Consider the following 20,391-nt stretch of genomic DNA (forward strand, 5'->3'; position numbering starts at 1 on the left):
CTAGACTTGAGCCATGACTGCTCCGAATCCCGCGCCCGTGTCCACCAAATACCTCCTCCACGGTGCCGTAGTTACCGACCACGGTGTCATTGAAGGTGGATTGCTCGCCGTCGAAGGCGATCGGATTGTGTACGCCGGCCGGGCCGACCATTTCGACGAGCCCGACTTCAGCCAGGAATCCCTGGACGCGGCCAACATCATTTCCCTCCCGGCAGGCCAGCGCATCATTCCCGGCCTCATCGACATCCACAACCACGGCGGCAACGGTGGCGATTTCCCCAGCGGTGACGAGGCCTCGGCACGCATTGCAGTGGATTTCCTGCACCGTTCAGGGACCACCACCTTGCTGGCCAGCATGGTGACGGCATCTCCGGAAGACCTCATCAAGGGCATTGGCATTTACGCCAACATGACTGATGAAGGGTTGCTGGCCGGCATTCATCTGGAAGGCCCCTTCCTCTCCCACGCACGATGCGGTGCACAGAACCCGGCCTTCCTGCTGGAACCTGACCTTGAGATCATGGGATCCCTGATCGAGGCCGGCCGCGGCACCATCACCACCATGACGTACGCTCCCGAACTCCCCGGTGCCCCCGAACTGGTTGACCTGATGACAAGCCATGGGATCACACCGTCACTGGGCCACACCGATTGCGACACGGCGACGGCCGCCGACTCCTTGGAGCAGGCCCGTGAAGGCTTGGATTCCACCGGGTTCGACGGCGTTTCCGGCCGCCCCACGGTTACCCACCTTTTCAACGGCATGCCTCCCATGCACCACCGATCCCCCGGCCCTGTCGCCGCGTGTTTGCGCATTGCCAAGGCCGGGAACGCGGCCGTGGAGCTTATTGCCGACAACACCCACCTGGATCCGGAAACAGTCCAGACAGTCTTTGAACTGGTGGGTGCCGCCAACATTGTGCTGGTCACCGATTCCATGGCCGCAGCCGGGCTGGCAGATGGCCAGTACATGTTGGGCCCGTCCCCTGTGAGCGTCACCGACGGCGTGGCAACCCTGGATGCCACGGGCTCCATTGCCGGCGGCACAGCCACCTTGCTCGATGTAGTCCGCCACACCACCGCGGCTGGAGTGAAGTTCACCGATGCGCTCAAGTCCGCCACAGTGGTTCCGGCCGCCGTGCTGGGTCTGACCGACGAGGTTGGTTCCCTGCGCCGTGGGTTGCGGGCAGATTTCCTGATAGTCGACGCCGATTTGGCCCTCCAGCGCGTCATGCGAGGCGGACTGTGGTTGAAGTAGTTGATGCCAACGTGGCCATGGAGCGCGTCATGCGTTCCGCTCTGTGGTTGAACTAGTTAATATTTCCGTCTCTTTTGTGCACTTCATTGACCTGACATGTGACTCATGCCATGCTGAGTTTGGCCTCTAATTAGGCAATATGCCAAGAGCTAGGCAATACACGGCGCAGTACATTTGCGCTGTCATCACAAGGAGAAAACGTATGGCACAGGGTACCGTCAAGTGGTTCAACGCTGAAAAGGGCTTCGGCTTCATCACCCCGGATAACGCCGAGGCGGATGTCTTTGTTCACTACTCGGAAATCCAAAGCGGCGGCTTCAAGACCTTGGATGAAAACGCCCGGGTCGAGTTTGAGGTCGGTCAAGGCACCAAGGGACCCCAGGCCACGGGTGTAACCACCATCTAGTCCTTCCGTGCCTCAAGAATTCCGGCACAATCAACAGCCCCCGGCATGAACTGCTCCCCGGGGGCTGTTTCTTGTCTACATTCTTAGTTCTGCCGCGGCGAAGGAGACAGCGAATCGCGCGCACCAAATACTGACTGAGCTATAGTCGCCCAACACCGTCCCTGCTGGTATCTCATAGTTCTGATCACCCTTGCTGGCTTTGAGTGCTCCCAGGCTCAGGTACGCCCCGTCGTCGAAGACATGCCAACCTGCCGTCCCCTCGATCACCGGGGCATCACTAAGCCATACCTTAAGGTCGGGGCCGTCGGAGGTGTCAAGGCCCTCGAAGCGCAGGATCCGGCTGCCATCAGGTAATTCCAGTATCCTTACGGATCCCGAGCTGGCGTGTTCATGGCTGATGAGCTCTCCGCTGACCAATTCGCGGGGAGCCAACGGAGTGGGTGCAGGGGCAGAATCGCCGGCAGACTCAGAGCTCGGAATGGGGGTCGGCGCGAAACTCGGAAGTCCCTCGGTCGCCGTCGAACTAGTGAAAATCCGCCACGGTTGGAACAAGTAAAGTCCAAGCGCGGCCACAGCAGTTGCCATAAGGAGTACAAGCGGAATCAGAACCCGCCTGCTCATAAACTTGCTCATGCAGTTGAGCATAACAACTATCCACTGGCCGAATAAGATCAGATCCTACCCGGCTCTGGTGGGTCCGCGGTCAATATTTGACTAGAGGGCCATAGTATCCTGCGCTCCAGTCCGCAATGCCTGCTGCTAGTGCCAGCGGCCTGGGCCGGGCTGGGGGCCGGCTTCCAGCCAGGAGGACAGGCCCGCATAGGCGGCAAACTTCATGGCCAGCAGCACCTCGTTGCCCTCATAGTTGAGCATGACGATGACAACGCTGGGCGGAACGCGCGTCAGCTCGTTTTCAGTGGGCTCGCGGCGACCCAACAGCACAATTTTGTTGCGCTTCATGGTTTTGGCCGGGAGCGGACTTAACGACAGAAGCCGAACCCACTCGAGGTCCGACTCCTGGTAACGACAAACCCCCATTGCCCAGCGATTGTTCGCCGTGCAAATGGAGGCGTCGACTGTGCCCCAGGTGCGCCGCAAAACAATGCGGCGCACCCCAAACAGACACAGTGAAACTACAACTAGCAGAAAAACTCCCGCTAGGACGATGAACGCAAAACCTAATTGGTTCATCAATTGATTGCTAGCGAATCCCTGCGTTTGCTGAAGTACCCTCGTGGAGACGAGCACCATCAGCAACGATCACGACCCGGTTGCTGTCAACGGAGAAGAAGCCGCCGTCAACGTCAACCGAAAAACGGTTGCCGTCCACGGGTGCGATCTCCAGCAAGCCCGGCGCCAAAACCGCGAGCAACGGGGAGTGACCGGGAAGAATCCCGATCTCACCTTCGCTGGTAAACCCCTTGACAAGGGTCGCTGCGCCAGACCAAACAGCGTGGTCAGCCGCTACGATTTCAACTTCGAGGTTAGCCATGATTACTTCGTCGATTCCTGGATTGCAGCCCACTGACGCTCAACATCATCCATGCCACCGATGTTGAAGAACGCCTGCTCGGCAATGTGGTCGACGTCGCCGTCGCAGATGGCCGTGAAGCCTTCAATGGTGTCCGCGATCGAAACCGTGGAACCTTCAACGCCGGTGAACTGCTTGGCGGTGTAGGTGTTCTGCGACAGGAACTGCTGGATACGGCGAGCACGCGATACAACGATCTTGTCCTCTTCACCGAGCTCATCGATACCGAGGATCGCGATGATGTCCTGAAGTTCCTTGTTCTTCTGCAGGATCTGCTTGACACGGACAGCCGTGTCATAGTGAGCCTGGCCAACGTACTGCGGGTCAAGGATTCGTGACGTGGACGTCAACGGATCGATGGCCGGGTACAGACCACGTGAAGCAATTTCACGGGAAAGTTCCGTGGTTGCATCCAAGTGGGCGAAGGTCGCGGCCGGGGCCGGGTCCGTGTAGTCATCAGCAGGCACGTAGACGGCCTGCATGGACGTGATGGAGTGACCCTTGGTCGAGGTGATGCGCTCCTGCAGGAGACCCATCTCATCGGCCAGGTTGGGCTGGTAACCCACAGCTGAAGGCATACGGCCCAACAGTGTGGAAACTTCGGAACCGGCCTGTGTGAAACGGAAGATGTTGTCGATGAAGAGCAACACATCCTGGTTCTGCACGTCGCGGAAGTACTCAGCCATGGTCAGTGCCGACAGAGCAACGCGAAGACGCGTTCCCGGCGGCTCATCCATCTGGCCAAAGACCAGCGCGGTGTCCTTAAGAACACCGGCTTCTTCCATTTCAACCCAAAGGTCATTACCTTCACGGGTACGCTCGCCAACACCGGCGAATACCGAAGTACCACCGAAGTTGCGGGCCACACGGGTGATCATTTCCTGGATCAAAACGGTCTTGCCGACACCGGCACCACCGAACAGACCAATCTTTCCACCCTTGATGTACGGGGTGAGCAAGTCAATGGACTTGATACCGGTCTCGAGCATCTCCGTGGAGCCTTCGAGGCTGGCAAATGCCGGGGGCTTGCGGTGGATGGGCCAGCGCTCGGAGATGTTCAGCTCCGATTCCTTCACGTCCAGGGGTTCGCCCAAGACGTTGAAGATGTGACCCTTGACGCCGTCACCAACAGGCACGGTGATGGGGGAACCCAAGTCCTGCACGCTGGTACCGCGGACAAGTCCGTCGGTAGCCTGCAAGGAGATGGCGCGGATGAGGCCGTCTCCGAGGTGCTGGCTGGTTTCGAAGGTGATGGTCTTGGTCTCACCGTTGAGAGTGATCTCGGTGGTGAGTGCATTGTAAATGGCGGGAATGCCGTCAGCCGGGAATTCGACGTCGACAACCGGGCCGATGACGCGCGCAATGCGGCCTGTGGCACCGGCCTTCGCTGCGGTTCCCTGCTCGTTAAGTTGGGCAGTCATCTCTCTCACTTCACTTGTGTAGATGGCATTGAATAAGTATGAATTGGGCTACTAAGACGCGTTGAGCGCATCAGCGCCCGCAACAATCTCGGAGAGCTCCTGCGTAACCTCAGCCTGGCGGGCGTTGTTACGAAGACGCGTGTACTTCTTGATCAGATCGCTGGCGTTATCGCCTGCGGACTTCATGGCCCGCTGGCGTGCTGCGAGCTCGGAAGCTGCGGCCTGCAACAATGCTGAGAAGATGCGTGATTCGATGTACCGCGGCAACAAGGCGTCCAGGACGTCTTCAGCCTGCGGCTCGAATTCGTACAGCGGCAACAGGTCATCCGAGGATTCAACTTCTTCCTCAACAACTTCCAGCGGCAGCAGACGAATTACTGTCGGCTCCTGAAGAATCATTGACTTGAACTGGGTGTAAACGACGTGGATTTCATCCACGCCACCCTCTTCAAAGTCTGTTGCGAAGTCCTGTAGCAGGGCGACGCGCAGTTCACGTGCAGTTTCAAATTCCGGGGCGTCAGTTCCACCGGTCCACACCTTGGCGTAATCGCGACCTCGGAAGTCAAAGTATGCCTGTGCCTTGCGGCCGACCAAATAGGTCGAGACGTCCTTGCCTTCTCCGTGCAGCAATTCGATGAGGTGCTCTGCCTGCTTCAAAACGCTGGCGGAGTAGGAACCGGCAAGACCACGGTCGGAAGTCATAACCAATACTGCGGCCCGGCGGATCTGATCCGGCTCGGTTGTCAGCGGGTGGTCGACCTCGGACTGGGACGCAACGGCAGAAACGGCACGGGTAATCGCATTGGAGTACGGCAAGGATGCCGCGACACGTACACGTGCCTTTCCAATGCGGGACGCAGCGATAAGTTCCATCGCCTTGAAGATCTTTTGCATCGACGTGGTCGATGAGATCTTCTGGCGGTAAACCCGTATCTGGGCTCCCATGTTTGTCCTTTCCTTATCCTTGTTTGGGTTGTTGGCCCGTTAAGGGCCAACAACCCAAATCAGAGATGGTGTCAGCGTTTCTGCTTGACGATCTTTTCCTGGTCAACGTCCTCGGCGGCAAGAGCACCGAACTCCTCGTGGCCGGCGCCAACCAAGTGGTCGTCGCCCTCCGCAAAGAAGCCCTTCTTGAAGGCGTCAATGTTGGACTTGAGCGCGTCTACAGTCGAAGGTTCCAGCACGTTGGTTTCAGCCAACGTGGTCAGGATCGACGTGCGGTGACGCAGGTAGTCAAGGAACTCGGCCTCAAAGCGGAGGACATCCTCCACCGGGACGTTGTCCAAGTGGCCGGTGGTGCCCATCCAGATGGAAACAACCTGGTTCTCGACCGGGAACGGTGCGTACTGACCCTGCTTGAGCAGTTCCATCAGGCGCGCACCACGGGTCAGCTGCTGCTTGGTAGCAGCATCCAAGTCGGAGGCGAACATGGCGAAAGCCTGCATGTCACGGTACTGAGCCAGTTCCAGCTTCAAAGTACCGGCAACCTTCTTCATGGCCTTGACCTGTGCCGAACCACCCACGCGGGATACGGAGATACCCACGTCGACGGCGGGACGCTGGTTGGCGTTGAAGAGGTCCGACTGCAAGAAGATCTGACCATCGGTAATGGAGATGACGTTGGTCGGGATGTAAGCCGAAACGTCATTTGCCTTGGTTTCAATGATTGGCAGACCGGTCATTGAACCAGCACCAAGCGCGTCAGAGAGCTTGGCACAACGTTCGAGCAGACGGGAGTGCAAGTAGAACACGTCGCCGGGGTAGGCTTCGCGTCCCGGTGGGCGACGCAGCAGCAGCGAAACAGCGCGGTAGGCTTCAGCCTGCTTGGACAGATCATCAAAGACGATCAGAACATGCTTGCCGGCGTACATCCAGTGCTGGCCAATGGCCGAACCGGTGTACGGTGCCAAGTACTTGAAACCGGCCGGGTCAGATGCCGGAGAAGCCACAATGGTGGTGTACTCCAACGCGCCGTGGTCAGCCAGGGTCTGGCGAACAGCAGCGATCGTGGATGCCTTCTGGCCGATTGCTACGTAAACGCAACGAACCTGCTTCTTGACATCTCCGGAAGCCCAGTTGGCCTTCTGGTTGATGATGGCGTCAACGGCCAAAGCCGTCTTGCCTGTCTGACGGTCACCAATGATCAGCTGACGCTGGCCACGGCCGATCGGGATCATGGCGTCAATGGCCTTCATACCGGTCTGCAGCGGTTCGTGAACCGACTTGCGCTCGGTAACACCAGGTGCCTGAAGTTCCAAGGCGCGGCGGCCTTCGGATTCAATCTCGCCCAGGTCATCAATCGGCTGACCCAAGGGGTCAACCACGCGGCCAAGGAAGTTATCGCCAACCGGCACGGAGAGGATCTCCCCGGTACGGTGGACTTGCTGACCTTCGGCGATTCCGGCGAAGTCGCCAAGGACAACCACACCGATCTCGCGAGTGTCCAAGTTCTGGGCCAGGCCCAGTGTGCCGTCTTCGAAACGAAGCAGCTCGTTGGCCATGACAGAGGGAAGTCCCTCTACCTTGGCAATGCCGTCACTTGCGGTGGTGACGCGGCCAACCTCGACGCGCTCTGCGTTGCCCGGTTCATAGGACGCTGCGAACTCATTCAAGGCATTGCGGACGTCGTCGGCATTGATGGTCAAGTCGGCCATCTGCAGTCCCTGCTCTCCTAAGTTGTGGATACCGCCGCATAAATCAGTGAGCTGCGGTAGCCTAAATTTTTGATTCAGTCTGTTGTGGACTGGCTGCTAAGAAACGAACGTTCCTTAGACTGCCAACCGGCGGCGAAGTTCGGCAAGTCGTGTGGCTGCGGTTGCGTCAACAACCTCATCCCCCACAACAACCTTGATTCCGCCGACTAATGTCGGGTCGATATTGACATTGATCTTCAATTCGCGACCATAGAGATTGTTCAAACCGGCCTGCAGGCGCGTCAACTGCTCTGCGTTCAGGTCACGGGTGACACTGACGTAGGCAATCCAACGCTGCTGGCGTTTGGCAACCAATTCCACGAAACGTTGCACCAAGGCCGTGGGCTTGAGCCCGCGAGGGGCCAGTACGGCCTGGCGGATCAACAGGGCGGAGACGGTACTTGCCGCAGGAACAACGCGCAGCGCCAAGGCGCTCTTTGCTGCATCCGAGGCCTGTGAATCGTCTAACGCACGCTGCAGATCATGACTGGAGCCCACAACTCGGATAAACGAGAAGAGTTCCTCTTCAAGCTTGTCCAGGTTGGCAGAGCCGTCACCCTGACCTTCAGCAACCGAGATCGCCGACGTTGCTGCCAAGACTTCTAGTGCATCGCCAAGGTCACGTGCCGAGCTCCATCGTGAGGCAACCAGTCCCAGAAACACGTTCTGTGCTTCCGGAGCAACGTTGCCCGCAAGGAGCTTGGCAACGAGGGCTGCCTTATCCGCGCTCTCACGAGAGGGATCAGTCAGGGCGCGGCGCAGGCCGGCGTTGCTGTCAAGGAGCTCCAAGATGGAAAAGAGGTCCTTAGCCAATGCGATCGACGCAGTGGCAAGCTTGGGTTCCAACGACTCCAAAGCCGCTGCCAATGACTTGCTCGATACACCTGCCATTACTTCGACACACCCGCGTTCGCCTGGTTTTCCAGATCGGTCAGGAAGCGCTCAACAACACGGTTGGAACGCGCATCATCGTTGAGGGCTTCGCCCACGATTTTGCCTGCCAGCTGTGTTGCCAGTGTGCCAACCTCGTTGCGGAGGGAGTTCACTGCTGCAACACGCTCGGATTCGATCTGAACCTGGGCCTGAGCGGTGATGCGTGCAGATTCCTCTGCAGCCTTCTCCTTCAGGTCGGCCAGGATCTGTGCGCCTTCTGCACGGGCGCTCTCACGGATGCTGTTGGCTTCCGTGCGGGCGTCCAGCAGCTGGGCCTTGTACTGCTCCAAGAGGGCATTAGCTTCGGCCTGAGCCTCTTCTGCCTTCTCAATCCCGCCCTCGATGGCTTCTACACGATCCGTGTATGACTTCTCAAAGGTGGGTGCGATGAATTTCTTCACCACGAAGAGCAGGACAGCGAAAGCTACAGCCGTGACTAGAATTTCCCACGGGTTAGGCAGGAGTGGGTTTGCACCCTCACTAGCAGCGAGGATTACTTCTGCGGTAATCATTTCTCACTAATCCTTAATCTGATATTCGTCCATGAACAACGGATCCTTTGGGATAAGGACCCACAAGTCTTTGGACTAGACGCCAACGACGAAGGCGAAGACCAAACCAAGGATGGCCAATGCTTCTGCAAGGGCGAAGCCGAGCAAAGCGATGGGCTGCAGGATGCGCTGAGCTTCCGGCTGGCGGGCTACACCGTTGATGTAGGCAGCGAAGATCATACCCACACCAATAGCCGAGCCAATTGCTGCCAGGCCGTAGCCAATCATGTTGAGCGAGCCGTGGAGTTCCATTTCGTTCCTTTCAAGATACCGGCATTGTGCCGGCAGGTTGTGAGGTGATTCTTTATTCGAGAAAAACTAAGGTGATGCGAGGAAAACTTAGTGTGCGTCAGCTTCCAGGCTGCCCTGGATATAGATAGCTGTCAGCAAGGTGAAGACGAATGCCTGCAGCACCATGATCAACAGTTCCAAGCCATACATGGCTACAAAACCGATGATCACAGCAACGCCGGTGCCTTGGAGCAAGAGGTTGTCTTGTTCCGTCATCAAGAACCGTGCACCGCTGGCTGCCAGGACCACAATCATGTGGCCGGCAAGCATTGTTGCCATCAAACGCAAGGAATGCGTCAGCGGGCGAACAATGAAGTTGGAAATGATTTCCAACGGCACCAGCAGGGGCAGGATCCAACCGGGAACACCGGAGGGAACAACTGCCAGCTTGAAGAACCGGATTCCATGCTTCTGAACACCAACAGCAATCCACGTGAAGTAGATAATCAAGGCAATTGCATAAGCACTGCCGGCGTGGGAGAAGGACGGAAGCTGCAAGAACGGAACAGCACCAAAGAGGTTGTTCAGCAGCACGAACAAGAACACTGAGAAGAGCAGCGGCACCCAGGGGCGGAAGTTCTTCTCACCCATGATGTCGCGGCCAACAGTGTTGCGCGCGAAGCTGTAGAAGCCTTCGGCGAAGAATTGGACTTTGCCCGGAACCAGTTTCGGGTTTCGGATCGCAGCCATAAAGAACCAAGTGATCAGAACCACCGACAAGATGATCATTACCATCTGCTTGCCAAGTCCAGTGCCGTATTCGGCCATCCAGGGAAGGATGTCTGGGAGGTGGGTGTCACTAATCGTCGGTGGGATGAAGCCACCGTCATTCGAGGCCATCGGAAGCGCAAACGCGGTCAACGCGCTGTCCTCTCTGCAGTTTCGGTCATAGGGCAAGTGTGGCGGCCCATCAAAAGATGGTCAGCACCGTGAAAAAGTCTGATGGTGGAAATCATTGTTGCGGCGTATCATCGTGGCGGCCATGCCTTTGATGATGCCGGGCGAGAAAATATCCACACACCGCCCCAACAGGCAGGGCAGCGAACAGAATCCAACCAGTATTCAACAAATTGTCCACTCCCCACCCTATCAAACCCCAGAGCAGGATTCCGCCAATAATGTAGGTGAAGTCCAGCTTTCCGGCATCAGACTTGGGTGGAACTACCACGTGATGAGGCTCGTGGTCAGCCGGGTTCTTATTCGCCATGAGGCAGATCCTTTGCGTCGTTTTTGTCCTGCGGATCCACCGCTGCCGGTTCGTCAAAGAACAAGAAACGCTGCTTGCTGAAAATGACAACCTCCGTGGCCTGCCACAACAAGACACTGACGACGGCGGCAGCCGCAAACCAGGGCTTGTTGAGCCAAGTGGGGGTGCCGAGCGCAAAAAGCACTGCCGCGAATCCCACAACCTTGACGAAGTACGTCATGACGAACACACCCATGACAGCCGATGGCATCTTCTTACTGGCGAGGTGACCCACCAGCAGACTCAGGCCAAAGAAGGCCATCACCAGGAGCGAGCCGAACAGCACGCTGAGCACGCCGTCGAGGTTTGTGAAGAAGAAAGCCACAACCACCATGACCACCAAGGCCATTCCACCCACCAGAAGGCAACGCTTCAGGATGTTCCAACTGGGGCTCGCAGTGGGACCGGAGGCCACAAGATGACCTCGTGCAACGCTGTGTTGGGCGCCTTTGTCCTTCATGGGAACTCCAAAATGGGGAATGATTGGGGCAGGAAAGAAATATTGTGCACGAATGTGACGTTTTCAAGGTATGGCGGTGCGATAGTCACCGTAGGGAATTCTACACGACATAGAAGTTCATTACGACGTGGGGGTTCCTATAAGTTTAGCTGCTGCGCTTGGCCCGCCGGCCAAGGTAGCGCTGAAACAGCGTTGGGGAGCGTAAATAGGCCAGGACAATCAGGAAGCCGGCAGCCGTGGCAATAAGCTGCACCATTTCCCCGCCCCGAGCCGCAGCAATGCCCAGAAGACTCACTAACAAGGTCGCCAGCGACACAACGGCCGTGGCCGCACCATGGCTCAGGCCAACAATTGTCAGGCGCTGATAAACGTGCTCGCGGTGCGCCACATACCAACGCTCACCTGCCAGAAGCCTGCGCAGGAACGTCACAAACGTGTCCGTCAGGTAGATCAACACGGGGGAGAAAATATACTCCACGGGAACGCCGGACAAGAAAGCGCACATTGCGGTGACAGCTATGGAGGCGCCCAGCAAATAGCTGCCCACGTCCCCCAGGAACACATTGTTGCGTCCCAGGTTCCACGGCAGGAAGCCGGCAAAAGCCATCGCTATGGCAATGCCAACATAGACCAGCCAGGAATGGCCTGTGGCGTAGCCGGCGTAAGCGTACAGGCCACCCACCAACAGTCCGTGCATTCCAGAGATGCCGTTGATGCCGTCCATGAAGTTGGCAACGTTGATGTAGGCGGCCACGGCAATGGCGCCTGCCGGAATGAGCCAGAGCTGTTGCTGGCCCGGATCAATGATGGCCACAGCGGCTGTTGCCGCTCCTCCCACCAGGAGCTGCAAACTGGCACGGACCTTCACGCTCAAGCCGCGAATATCCTCAATCCAGCCAATGGTTGCCGCAGCCAGCATGAGCGCAACAATCACCACAAGGATCAAGGCACCCTGGTTCCCCGGCCCGGACTGGGGAAGGAAGATGGCCACCAGCACGGCGGCGGGCAACGCGACCGCCGTCGTAATTCCCATGCCACGAATGGTGGGGATTTGGTGCGAGGAGCGCGCATTGGGGACGTCAAGGACGCCGGCCCGGGCCAGCAGCGGACGAACCACCACAGGCAAAAGCAGTGCCAGGATCAACGCAATGGCACCGACTGTTATAAAAGCTGCGAGTTCCATTACGCTCCCGCCGCTACGTCGCCGTCGGAGTCATCGATGCTGGGGGCATCATCACCCGCCTCGTCGCGGCACCGTTGCAGCCACAGTTCCAAATCCAGCTCAGCCGGGTTCAGGGGGCGTGCCTGGGTGTGGGAAATCTTCTTGTGCCCGTCCGGATCCTGGACCTCATCCTCACCGGTCAACTGTTCGTGCAGTTTCTCCGAGGGGCGCAGGCCCGTGATCTTGATCTTAATGTCACGTCCCGACATGGCGATCATGCGCTCGGCAACATCCATGATGCGCACCGGCTCGCCCATGTCCAGGATCAGCACGTCACCGCCGTGGCCGATGGCGCCGGCCTGGATGACCAGCTGGCAGGCTTCGGGGATGGTCATGAAGAAACGCGTCACCTCCGGATGCGTGACAGTCACCGGACCGCCATTGTTGATCTGGTCCGTGAACAGCGGCAGCATGGAGCCTCGACTGCCAATCACATTGCCAAAGCGCACCGACACATAGCGTTTGCCGGTCTCCCCCGCCATCCAGGCCGTGAGTTTCTCCGCTGCACGCTTGGAATGACCCAGGGCAGTGGTGGGGCTGGCCGCCTTGTCGGTGGAAACGTTCACAAAAGTTTCAACATCAACGCTGCGGGCGGCCTGGAGCACATTCAGGGAGCCCAGCACGTTGGTCTTCCAACCCTCCTTGGGGTACATCTGCAGCAGCGGTGCATGCTTGAGTGCCGCTGCGTGGAAGACAACTTCGGGACGGCGCTGGGCAAAAATCTCATTAAGGGACTCGGCGTCCCGGATGTCCGCGAGCACAATGTTGGCATCCTGGAGCAGGCCGTGGCCCACAATGGAAAGCTGCGTTTGCTGGAGACCGGATTCGTCACGGTCCAACATCATGAGCTCGGCCGGATCAAAACCGTGCAGCTGACGGCAGAGTTCGGAGCCAATGGAGCCGCCGGCGCCCGTAACAAGCACCCGCTTGCCCCTGATGTAGCCGGCAATTTCCTCCACCTGCGTTTCCACGGGTGTGCGGCCAATGAGGTCGGCGACGTCGATCTCCCGGAAGTCCGTCAACCCGCCCTTGTGGTCCCTGTTGGTGTTGCTGCTGAGCATCTCCTGCAGCGGCGGGAGCACCAGAACCTTGACGCCCAGACCTGACACGCTGTCCGAGATCTCGCGGATGCGCTTGGCGCTGAGGTGCGCCACGGCAAGGACCACAACTGTGGACTTGGTGCGCTTGATGATTTCCGGGAGCTCACGTCCACCGCCCAGAACACCTACCGAACTCAACCGCAGACGCTTTTTCGAGGCGTCGTCGTCAATGAGACCCACGGGCACGTAGGGCGACTCCGGGTCTTGGACCATGCGGGTCACCAGCGAGTTGCCCAGGAAACCTGCTCCGTAAATCAGCGTCCGCTGGGCTTCTTCGCCAAAGATCGGTTTCCCCTCAACGTACAGCCGCTTGGCGTACCGCACGGCGGCCATGGACAGGGCCGCGAAGGGGAAGGCAATGATGGCCACTGAACGGGCAATGTGGAGCTCGTTGATGAAAAGTGAGAGAAAGACGCTGGTGACAACACCCACAATCAACGTCACGGCAATGAGCACCCGTGCTTCGTGGATGCTGCCAAAGGTGTACCGGCCCCGGTACAGGGCCATATACCAACCGGCAATGAGCTGCGTGGCGACGGCAACACCTATCAGCACGGCCAAGCCAACAAAGTTTATGAGACCAATATCGAGCTCATAACGGAGTAAAACCGCCAAAAAGAGGGCCACCGCCCATGCCAGGGAATCGAGAATCGCCTGTGACCAGAGCCACAGCAGCGGCTTGCGCTCCCCGTCCCCGGAAATGACCGCGGGGTTGCCGGCTGCCTGTTTGCTGGAGGTATTCAACGTGATTCGTTTTTCCGTATTCTGCCCGGTTGTTGCTGACTAAGGCCCAGTTGTCCACGGCGCAACAGTCCACAAGATGGTGGCTGTACTAAAGTGGAGGGTACACAAGAATAGTAATCCCTTCCGATGATTACTCACTGTTTAGCCGTGCCGGATGCCGCGCCTCGCCGCGAGCACCGCCCGAGAGGACCCTCCTTGACCGATACCGTAGCCGTCGCTGCCGTCACCTTTGACAGGCCCGAGGACGTACGCACATTGCTGGGGGCCCTTGCACAGCAAACCCACACCCCGCACGCCATAGCCTTGGTGGATTCAGGCACCGAGGCCGTGGGCCACATCGCCGCAGAGGCGGCTGCGCCGGTTACGTACGTGCGCTCACTGGCCAATCTGGGCGGTGCCGGCGGGTTCTCGCTGGCCATCTTGAACGCCATTGCCTCCGGTGCGGACTGGGTGTGGATCATGGACGACGACGCCCATCCCGAAGATCCCGCTTGCCTGGCCACGCTGTTGGCGGCCGCCAAGACCCGCGGCCTGGACGTTGTGGTGCCCTTGATTGTGGCCCCCGGCGAACCCACCAAACTGTCCTTCCCGTTCCGGATTGACGGCCACCTGACGCATGACCGCGCAGTGGTTGAGCCGCTGGGCTTCATTGACAATGTGGGCCAGTTCTTCAATGGCGCCTTGATCCGCACCGATGTCTTCTTCAAGGTGGGCCTGCCCGATCTGCGCCTGTTTATCCGCGGCGATGAAACTGACTTCATGCTGCGCCTGCGCGAAGCCAAGGTGAAATTTGGCACCGTGACCTCCGTTGCCCTGACCCACCCGGCCGGTTGGGGTGAAGTTCAGGAAGTCCTGGGCGACCGCCTGCACGTGCTGGTTCCGGAAACTCCCTTCAAGCGTTTTTACTACTACCGCAACCGCGGATTCCTCACCCGCAAGCATCGCCGCGTGCGCTCCTTGGTGGCAGATGCCGTGGGTTATCCGCTGTTCTTCCTTAAAAAGGGCGACGTCAAGGGGTTGCTCAAATGGGCCAGCACCTATGGGGCCGGTCTGCGTGGGGCAAAATTTGGTCCCATGAAGGACCAGAAGTTTTGAGTTTGAGCCGGCGGGAGCAGTTTTACCTTGTCATCACCACGTTTAACCGTGCTGACTACCTTGCCGATCTGCTCGACTCGATTGCCGCGCTGGAGCCCGCCCCGGATGGCGTGATTGTTGTCAACAACGCCAGCACCGACGGCACCGTTTCGGTCATTGAGCAGGCCCGGGCGCACTGTGCCGCCCTGCCGTCCCCCGTCGCCGTGATTCATCACGAGCTTGCTGTCAATTCAGGCGGCGCTGGCGGATTCTCCGCAGGTGTGGAGCGTGCCCTGGCCGAGGGCGCCCAATGGATGTGGCTCATGGACGACGACGTCACCACCGTTCCCGGGGCGATCGCTGCCTTTGGACCCTGGATGGAGAAATACGACGCCATCATTGGACGCCGCTACGACGCATCGGGTGAACCGTTCTACTGGCAGAACAACTTCAGCACCTTCTTGGGTTTCCCCCTGCCCGTACGCGGCGACGTCTTTGATAAGACCAACGAATTTGCCACCAATGTGGGTTGCTTTGAGGGCATGCTGGTGCATGCCGATGCCGTGCGAGGTGTTGGCCTGCCGGATCCACGATTCTTCCTGAACTGGGATGACACCACCTTTGGCTGGTTGATTTCGCTCCAGCGGCCTGTGCGCTACGTCAACGAGTTTGTGCTGCATAAGGCTCGCGCCCAGCGCAGCATGGATCTGGGCATTCGGCACCTCAACGACTCCTCAGATCTGAGCCGTTACTACGTCATGCGCAACCGGGGACTGGTGGGGCAGTACCTACGGGTCCACGGACTCTTCAACCCGGTTGGCTTCGCCCTGGGGACAGCCTTGACCGCTGCCAAGGAGATGCTGCGGCTGGTGGCCGTGGAGCGGACCCTGCGGGGCTGGCGCAAACTCTGGAAAGGGTGGTTGGAGTCCAGACGGATTCTTGCCGCCACGGACTTTGAGCCGATGCCCGCCCTGGAGCAGGTGAGTCCGCATGAGCAGTGAACCAACCCACGCGCATTGGCTGGTGCTGGGCGCCTCCGGTTTTGTTGGCAGTGCCGTAGTTGCCGAGCTCCGCGGCAGGGGGCTGAAGGTTGCCACGCTCGCAGCGCCACGGCTCAACAGCGTTGCAACAACCGCACAGGCGCTTGCGGACCAGGCCCGCCTTTTCACAAGTCCTGGCCGATCCACGAGCGCCGCTGACTATGCCGCGCTGCTGCAGGCATTTGACGGTGTGGATGTGGTGGTCAACGCCGCGGGGCTGGCAGCCCCCGGCGACGCCGAATCCCCAGCACTGACAGGCGCCAACGCTTTCCTGCCCGCCGTCATTGCCCTGGCCGCGCGCGCCGCCGGGGTCAAACGCTTGGTGCATCTGAGCAGCGCCTCGGTTCAGGGACACCGCCGCGTCATCGATGAAACCTCCGTCCGCGCCCCGTTCTCGGCCTACTCACGCTCCAAGACTCTCGGCGAAGAGGTGCTGGAAGTCCTGGCCGGCGACACCGTTGCGGCAGTAGATCCCGACTCGACAGTGGTGACCATTCGGGCCACCTCCGTCCAGGGGCCCAGCCGGTCCACCACCTTGTCACTGGCCAAAATTGCGGCGTCCCCGTTAGCCTCGGTGGCCTCGCCCGGAACCGCCCCAACACCCGTCAGCTCCATTGACTCCCTGGCCTGGTTTGTGGTGGAGGCGGGTGCATTCGCCGGCCATGTCCCGGCGCTGGTGCTGCAGCCGTGGGAGGGGCTTACCGTCACGGACGTGCTGGCCGCCGCCGGTGGGCAGGCACCCATGGTGATTCCCGCGTGGCTGTGCCGGCCCATTCTGGCCTCGGGCTACTTTGTGTCCGGACTTTTGGGCGAACGCCTGCATGGTTCCCTTCGTCGGGTGGAACTCATGTGGCTGGGTCAGGAGCAAACACCGGGTTGGGCCGAAGAAGTGGGGTTGGTGCCCCCGTCCGCCATCCGGCCGCTGTTGGAGCGAGTCAGTCTCACCCTGTAGGGAGTTTCTGCCGTGGCAGGTACCAACAGTGCCTGCCACAACTTTCGGTCCTGACATACGGTTGTGACCACGGACCAGATCCGAGGTCCGCGATCAACATGTCAGCAAGGACTCAAGAATGCACCTGGTACCCAAGACTCCAACCACCAAAGGACCCGCCGAGATGTTTTGCGGCGACGTCCACTTCGACGTCATCGCCGCTGGCGAGGCCCCTTCACGGCTGCGCGTCAACCTTGTTCGTTTCGCCCCCGGCGCACACACCGCCTGGCACCGCCATGCCAATGGCCAGACACTTCACATCACCGACGGGATGGGGCTGGTGCAATCCCGCGGCGGGGACATCATTGAGATGCGTCAGGGCGACACCGTCTACACTCCCCCGGGCGTTTGGCACTGGCACGGCGCCACACCCGAACACTTCATGGCACATTTGGCCATGTGGGAATCACTGGCCGAAGGCCAGGACGGGCCGGAGACCGAATGGGGCGAGCACGTCCAACTCGGCTGACCACAGGAAACGGTGAGTGTGCAGCTGATGCGAGTTGGGGGGGCCCACCTCGCACCAGCTGCACACTGACCGCAGGGAATGGTGCCTAAGTCGTCGTTTCGGGATCCTTGTTGTCCAAGTCCACGGGTTCAGCCGCTGATTTCGGGACAGACCCGGGGGCGGGCTTGCTCAGATTGATGGGCGGAGCAGCCTCATCGGCTGCTTCCGCTTCAGTGGATTCAACTGATTCACCGTCAGTTTCGGCCGGTTCGTCCTTGGTCAGGTTCGGCGGGGACCACATTTCCGGTTCCGGCTCGGAGCCCAAGGCACTGGGCACAATCTTTTGGATGTCGGCGAGGGAAATGGCGCCCTCACGGACCACGCGCAGGCGCAGGCCGGTGGCGTCCACAATGGTGGACGGAGTGGGATCGGTTCCCTCCAGCGGACGGAAGCCGCCCTCCAAATACACCTCAACCGATTCTGCCAGTTGGGCACGGGCTTCGGAGGCTGTCTGTGCCGCCGGCTGACCGGTCCGGTTGGCACTGGATACTGCAAGGGGGCCCGTGAGAGTCAGCAGATCAAGGGCCAACTGGTCATCTGGCACACGCAAGGCCACAGTGCCCACGGTGTCGCCCAAATCCCAGGTCAACGAGGGCTGGGCGTGGAAGATCAGGGTCAAGGGGCCGGGCCAGTACTTCTCCGCAAGCTTCCGGGCGTCGTCTGGAATCTCTGTGGCCAGACCCTCCATGGTGCCAATGCGCGGCATCAACACCGGAGGCGGCATGTTGCGGCCGCGGCCCTTGGCAGCCAGCAAGGTGGCCACTGCCTGGGGCGAGAACGCGTCTGCGGCAACGCCGTAAACGGTATCCGTGGGCATGACGATAACTTGCTTGGCAGCAATGGCCTTCTGTGCGTGGGCAAGACCCTCGGCGCGCTGGGCATCATTGGTGCAGTTATAAGAAGTGGTACTCACAAGTTCATTCTTTCATCACGGCGCCCATAGATTTGAACGCGCACAGCCAATCATGAAGTTAGAGCGCAATAATCTAGCGGCGGTAGCCGCTGGTGGCCCTGTCGCGCCCGGTCAAATCCAGGTGTGTGCGCACATTGCGCCACTGTCCGCTCTGCTCAAACAGCTCCGCCATTTGTTCTGCCTGCACTTCTGCATGCTCCATGACGAAGAAGCCACCCGGGCGCAGAAGCCGCGCAGCACTTGCCAAGGCCGCCTTGGGCATGTCCATGCCGTCCGCTCCCCCGCCGTAAAGCGCCATGTGCGGGTCGTACAGCCGAACTTCCACGTCCCGCGGAATGGCATCGGCTGGAATGTATGGCGGGTTGGACACCACCACGTCCACTGTTCCCTCCAGTTCGCCCAGAGCATCTCGCATGTCGCCTCGAACCAAGGTGGCGCCGGTGTTGGCCAGATTCTTCGCAGCCCACGGGTATGCGTCGTCACTGAGTTCCACAGCGTAGACGCGGGTTCCGGCGGCCTCCGTGGCCATGGCACCGGCGATGGCACCGGAGCCCGTGCCGAGATCAACGGCGAGAAGTTCGGTCTCCCCACCGCGTTCTTGGCGCAGCCGTGCTAATACGTCGATGGCCAATTGAACCACGGATTCAGTCTCCGGCCGCGGCACGAAGACGCCCTTGCCCACGGCCAGTTCAAGGTGCCTGAAATAGGCGATACCGGTGATGTGCTGCAGGGGTTCGCGAGCGGCACGACGTGCCACCAGCTCCGCATAGCCCGCAGGTGCTACAGCTGTGCCAAATAGCATGGCAGCCAATTCTCCCAGGCCCACACCGAGCAGGTGCGCAGCTAAAAGCTGGGCATCCACCGCCGGTGAGGGCACGCCGGCGGCCGCAAGGGCCGCCGTCGCTCCCGAAACAGCATCAGAAAGGCTACTGGTCACCCAGGGCGTCCAAACGGGTTTGCTCATCCATCACAATGGCCGACTGGACAACGGGTTCCAGGTCACCGTTCATGACGGCGTCAAGGTTGTAGGCCTTGTACCCGGTGCGGTGGTCGGCGATCCGGTTTTCCGGGTAGTTGTACGTGCGGATGCGCTCGGAACGGTCCATGGTGCGGATCTGCGACTTGCGCACGGCCGAGTTCTCGGCGTCGATGATGGCCTGCTGGTGGGCCAGGATGCGGGCACGCAGCACGCGCATGCCTGCCTCACGGTTTTGCAGCTGCGACTTCTCATTCTGCATGGCGACCACAATGCCCGTGGGCAAGTGCGTGATGCGCACTGCAGAGTCAGTGGTGTTAACCGACTGGCCACCGGGGCCAGAGGAACGGTAAACGTCAATCTTAAGGTCGTTTTGGTTGATGTCCACTTCCTCGGGCTCATCAACTTCCGGCAGCACCAGAACACCGGCAGCGGAGGTGTGGATGCGCCCCTGGGACTCGGTGGCCGGCACGCGCTGCACGCGGTGCACGCCGCCCTCAAACTTCAGGCGGGCAAATACGCCTTCGGCGGGGTCGTTGGAACGGCCCTTGACGGCGATGGAAATATCCTTGTAGCCGCCAAGGTCTGAATGCGTGGCTGAGATGACTTCAGTCTTCCACCCACGATTTTCGGCATAACGCGTGTACATGCGCACCAGGTCGGCGGCGAACAGCGCAGCTTCATCGCCACCTTCGCCGGCCTTGACTTCAAGGATCACATCACGGGCGTCGTCCGGATCGCGCGGGATCAACAGGCGGCGCAGCTTCTCCTGCGCCGCGGCCAGTTGCTCCTCCAAAACAGGCACCTCAGCAGCAAACTCTGCGTCCTCGGCAGCCATTTCCTTGGCAGCTTCGAGGTCATCGCTGATTGTTTCAACCTGGTGGTAGCCTTCCACCACATTGCTCAGTTCCGCATAGCGGCGGCCGAGCTTGCGTGCCAGCGACTGATCAGCATGCACCTCGGGTTCGCTCAGACGCATCTGCAACTCGGCATGCTCATCGAGCAACCCATGGATTGATTCAAACATTTCAAA

23 protein-coding genes are annotated in these 20,391 nt (G+C 59.7%); 6 read left to right on the forward strand and 17 right to left on the reverse strand.

Annotated features, from left to right (window positions below; all coding sequences use genetic code 11):
* Nucleotides 1–13 precede the first annotated feature (13 nt).
* The gene (locus tag CVS27_RS04460; protein ID WP_103464535.1) at nucleotides 14–1,258 is read left to right on the forward strand and encodes an N-acetylglucosamine-6-phosphate deacetylase; all 1,245 of its coding nucleotides are present in this window, start codon (nucleotides 14–16) and stop codon (nucleotides 1,256–1,258) included.
* 202 nt (nucleotides 1,259–1,460) lie between these two features.
* Nucleotides 1,461–1,664, forward strand: coding sequence for a cold-shock protein (locus tag CVS27_RS04465; protein WP_103464536.1), 204 nt, complete (start codon nucleotides 1,461–1,463; stop codon nucleotides 1,662–1,664).
* A 75-nt stretch (nucleotides 1,665–1,739) separates the two neighbouring features.
* Here CVS27_RS04465 and CVS27_RS04470 read toward each other — a convergent pair whose 3' ends face one another.
* The 14 genes from CVS27_RS04470 to CVS27_RS04535 all read right to left on the reverse strand — a co-directional run bounded on the left by CVS27_RS04470 (nucleotide 1,740) and on the right by CVS27_RS04535 (nucleotide 13,856).
* The gene (locus CVS27_RS04470) at nucleotides 1,740–2,297 is read right to left on the reverse strand and encodes a DM13 domain-containing protein (protein ID WP_243400052.1); all 558 of its coding nucleotides are present in this window, start codon (nucleotides 2,295–2,297) and stop codon (nucleotides 1,740–1,742) included.
* Between the two features lie 126 nt (nucleotides 2,298–2,423).
* The gene (locus CVS27_RS04475) at nucleotides 2,424–2,855 is read right to left on the reverse strand and encodes a DUF2550 domain-containing protein (RefSeq protein WP_103464537.1); all 432 of its coding nucleotides are present in this window, start codon (nucleotides 2,853–2,855) and stop codon (nucleotides 2,424–2,426) included.
* A gap of 10 nt (nucleotides 2,856–2,865) precedes the next feature.
* Complete coding sequence (locus tag CVS27_RS04480; protein WP_103464538.1) at nucleotides 2,866–3,156, reverse strand: F0F1 ATP synthase subunit epsilon; 291 nt, start codon at nucleotides 3,154–3,156, stop codon at nucleotides 2,866–2,868.
* A gap of 2 nt (nucleotides 3,157–3,158) precedes the next feature.
* Complete coding sequence (gene atpD / locus CVS27_RS04485; RefSeq protein WP_103464539.1) at nucleotides 3,159–4,616, reverse strand: F0F1 ATP synthase subunit beta; 1,458 nt, start codon at nucleotides 4,614–4,616, stop codon at nucleotides 3,159–3,161.
* A 51-nt stretch (nucleotides 4,617–4,667) separates the two neighbouring features.
* The gene (locus CVS27_RS04490) at nucleotides 4,668–5,561 is read right to left on the reverse strand and encodes a F0F1 ATP synthase subunit gamma (protein ID WP_103464540.1); all 894 of its coding nucleotides are present in this window, start codon (nucleotides 5,559–5,561) and stop codon (nucleotides 4,668–4,670) included.
* 71 nt (nucleotides 5,562–5,632) lie between these two features.
* Entirely contained in the window at nucleotides 5,633–7,270 is a 1,638-nt protein-coding gene (atpA, locus tag CVS27_RS04495; RefSeq protein ID WP_103464541.1) for a F0F1 ATP synthase subunit alpha, read from the reverse strand.
* Nucleotides 7,271–7,384: 114 nt separating this feature from the next.
* Nucleotides 7,385–8,200, reverse strand: a complete 816-nt coding sequence (locus CVS27_RS04500; RefSeq protein WP_103464542.1) for a F0F1 ATP synthase subunit delta — start codon at nucleotides 8,198–8,200, stop codon at nucleotides 7,385–7,387.
* Nucleotides 8,200–8,754, reverse strand: coding sequence for a F0F1 ATP synthase subunit B (locus CVS27_RS04505; protein ID WP_370739465.1), 555 nt, complete (start codon nucleotides 8,752–8,754; stop codon nucleotides 8,200–8,202). The genes CVS27_RS04500 and CVS27_RS04505 overlap by 1 nt, the downstream gene beginning before the upstream one ends.
* Nucleotides 8,755–8,829: 75 nt before the next feature.
* Entirely contained in the window at nucleotides 8,830–9,045 is a 216-nt protein-coding gene (locus CVS27_RS04510; RefSeq protein ID WP_038463392.1) for an ATP synthase F0 subunit C, read from the reverse strand.
* Nucleotides 9,046–9,132: 87 nt separating this feature from the next.
* Nucleotides 9,133–9,945, reverse strand: a complete 813-nt coding sequence (gene atpB / locus CVS27_RS04515) for a F0F1 ATP synthase subunit A (protein ID WP_165788084.1) — start codon at nucleotides 9,943–9,945, stop codon at nucleotides 9,133–9,135.
* Between the two features lie 91 nt (nucleotides 9,946–10,036).
* Nucleotides 10,037–10,291, reverse strand: a complete 255-nt coding sequence (locus tag CVS27_RS04520; protein ID WP_103464543.1) for an MFS transporter — start codon at nucleotides 10,289–10,291, stop codon at nucleotides 10,037–10,039.
* Nucleotides 10,281–10,790, reverse strand: coding sequence for a Cg1360 family ATP-synthase-associated protein (locus CVS27_RS04525; RefSeq protein WP_207767446.1), 510 nt, complete (start codon nucleotides 10,788–10,790; stop codon nucleotides 10,281–10,283). The genes CVS27_RS04520 and CVS27_RS04525 overlap by 11 nt, the downstream gene beginning before the upstream one ends.
* A 145-nt stretch (nucleotides 10,791–10,935) precedes the next feature.
* A complete protein-coding gene (locus CVS27_RS04530) occupies nucleotides 10,936–11,973 on the reverse strand; it encodes an MraY family glycosyltransferase (RefSeq protein ID WP_103464544.1) in 1,038 nt (345 codons plus the stop codon).
* Entirely contained in the window at nucleotides 11,973–13,856 is a 1,884-nt protein-coding gene (locus CVS27_RS04535) for a nucleoside-diphosphate sugar epimerase/dehydratase (protein ID WP_243399726.1), read from the reverse strand. Before CVS27_RS04535 ends, CVS27_RS04530 begins: the two co-directional genes overlap by 1 nt.
* 195 nt (nucleotides 13,857–14,051) lie before the next feature.
* Here CVS27_RS04535 and CVS27_RS04540 point away from each other — a divergent pair, with 195 nt between their 5' ends.
* From CVS27_RS04540 to CVS27_RS04555, 4 genes are all read left to right on the forward strand, one after another.
* Entirely contained in the window at nucleotides 14,052–14,951 is a 900-nt protein-coding gene (locus tag CVS27_RS04540) for a glycosyltransferase family 2 protein (protein ID WP_103464749.1), read from the forward strand.
* A complete protein-coding gene (locus tag CVS27_RS04545) occupies nucleotides 14,948–15,931 on the forward strand; it encodes a glycosyltransferase (protein WP_165788085.1) in 984 nt (327 codons plus the stop codon). Before CVS27_RS04540 ends, CVS27_RS04545 begins: the two co-directional genes overlap by 4 nt.
* Complete coding sequence (locus CVS27_RS04550; protein ID WP_103464546.1) at nucleotides 15,921–16,922, forward strand: NAD-dependent epimerase/dehydratase family protein; 1,002 nt, start codon at nucleotides 15,921–15,923, stop codon at nucleotides 16,920–16,922. The genes CVS27_RS04545 and CVS27_RS04550 overlap by 11 nt, the downstream gene beginning before the upstream one ends.
* 118 nt (nucleotides 16,923–17,040) lie before the next feature.
* Entirely contained in the window at nucleotides 17,041–17,430 is a 390-nt protein-coding gene (locus tag CVS27_RS04555) for a (R)-mandelonitrile lyase (protein WP_103464547.1), read from the forward strand.
* Nucleotides 17,431–17,515: 85 nt separating this feature from the next.
* Here the strand turns inward: CVS27_RS04555 and CVS27_RS04560 are convergent, their stop codons facing one another.
* From CVS27_RS04560 to prfA, 3 genes are all read right to left on the reverse strand, one after another.
* On the reverse strand, nucleotides 17,516–18,382 hold the full coding sequence (locus CVS27_RS04560; protein ID WP_103464548.1) for an L-threonylcarbamoyladenylate synthase: 867 nt from the start codon (nucleotides 18,380–18,382) through the stop codon (nucleotides 17,516–17,518).
* Between the two features lie 73 nt (nucleotides 18,383–18,455).
* Entirely contained in the window at nucleotides 18,456–19,346 is an 891-nt protein-coding gene (gene prmC / locus CVS27_RS04565; protein WP_103464549.1) for a peptide chain release factor N(5)-glutamine methyltransferase, read from the reverse strand.
* Nucleotides 19,309–20,385 carry a peptide chain release factor 1 gene (prfA, locus tag CVS27_RS04570; RefSeq protein ID WP_103464550.1) on the reverse strand — a complete coding sequence of 359 codons (1,077 nt, stop codon included), beginning with the start codon at nucleotides 20,383–20,385 and terminating at the stop codon, nucleotides 19,309–19,311. The genes prmC and prfA overlap by 38 nt, the downstream gene beginning before the upstream one ends.
* Nucleotides 20,386–20,391 lie beyond the last annotated feature (6 nt).

The organism is Arthrobacter glacialis, from assembly GCF_002909445.1.
Classification (GTDB): Bacteria; Actinomycetota; Actinomycetes; order Actinomycetales; family Micrococcaceae; genus Specibacter; species Specibacter glacialis.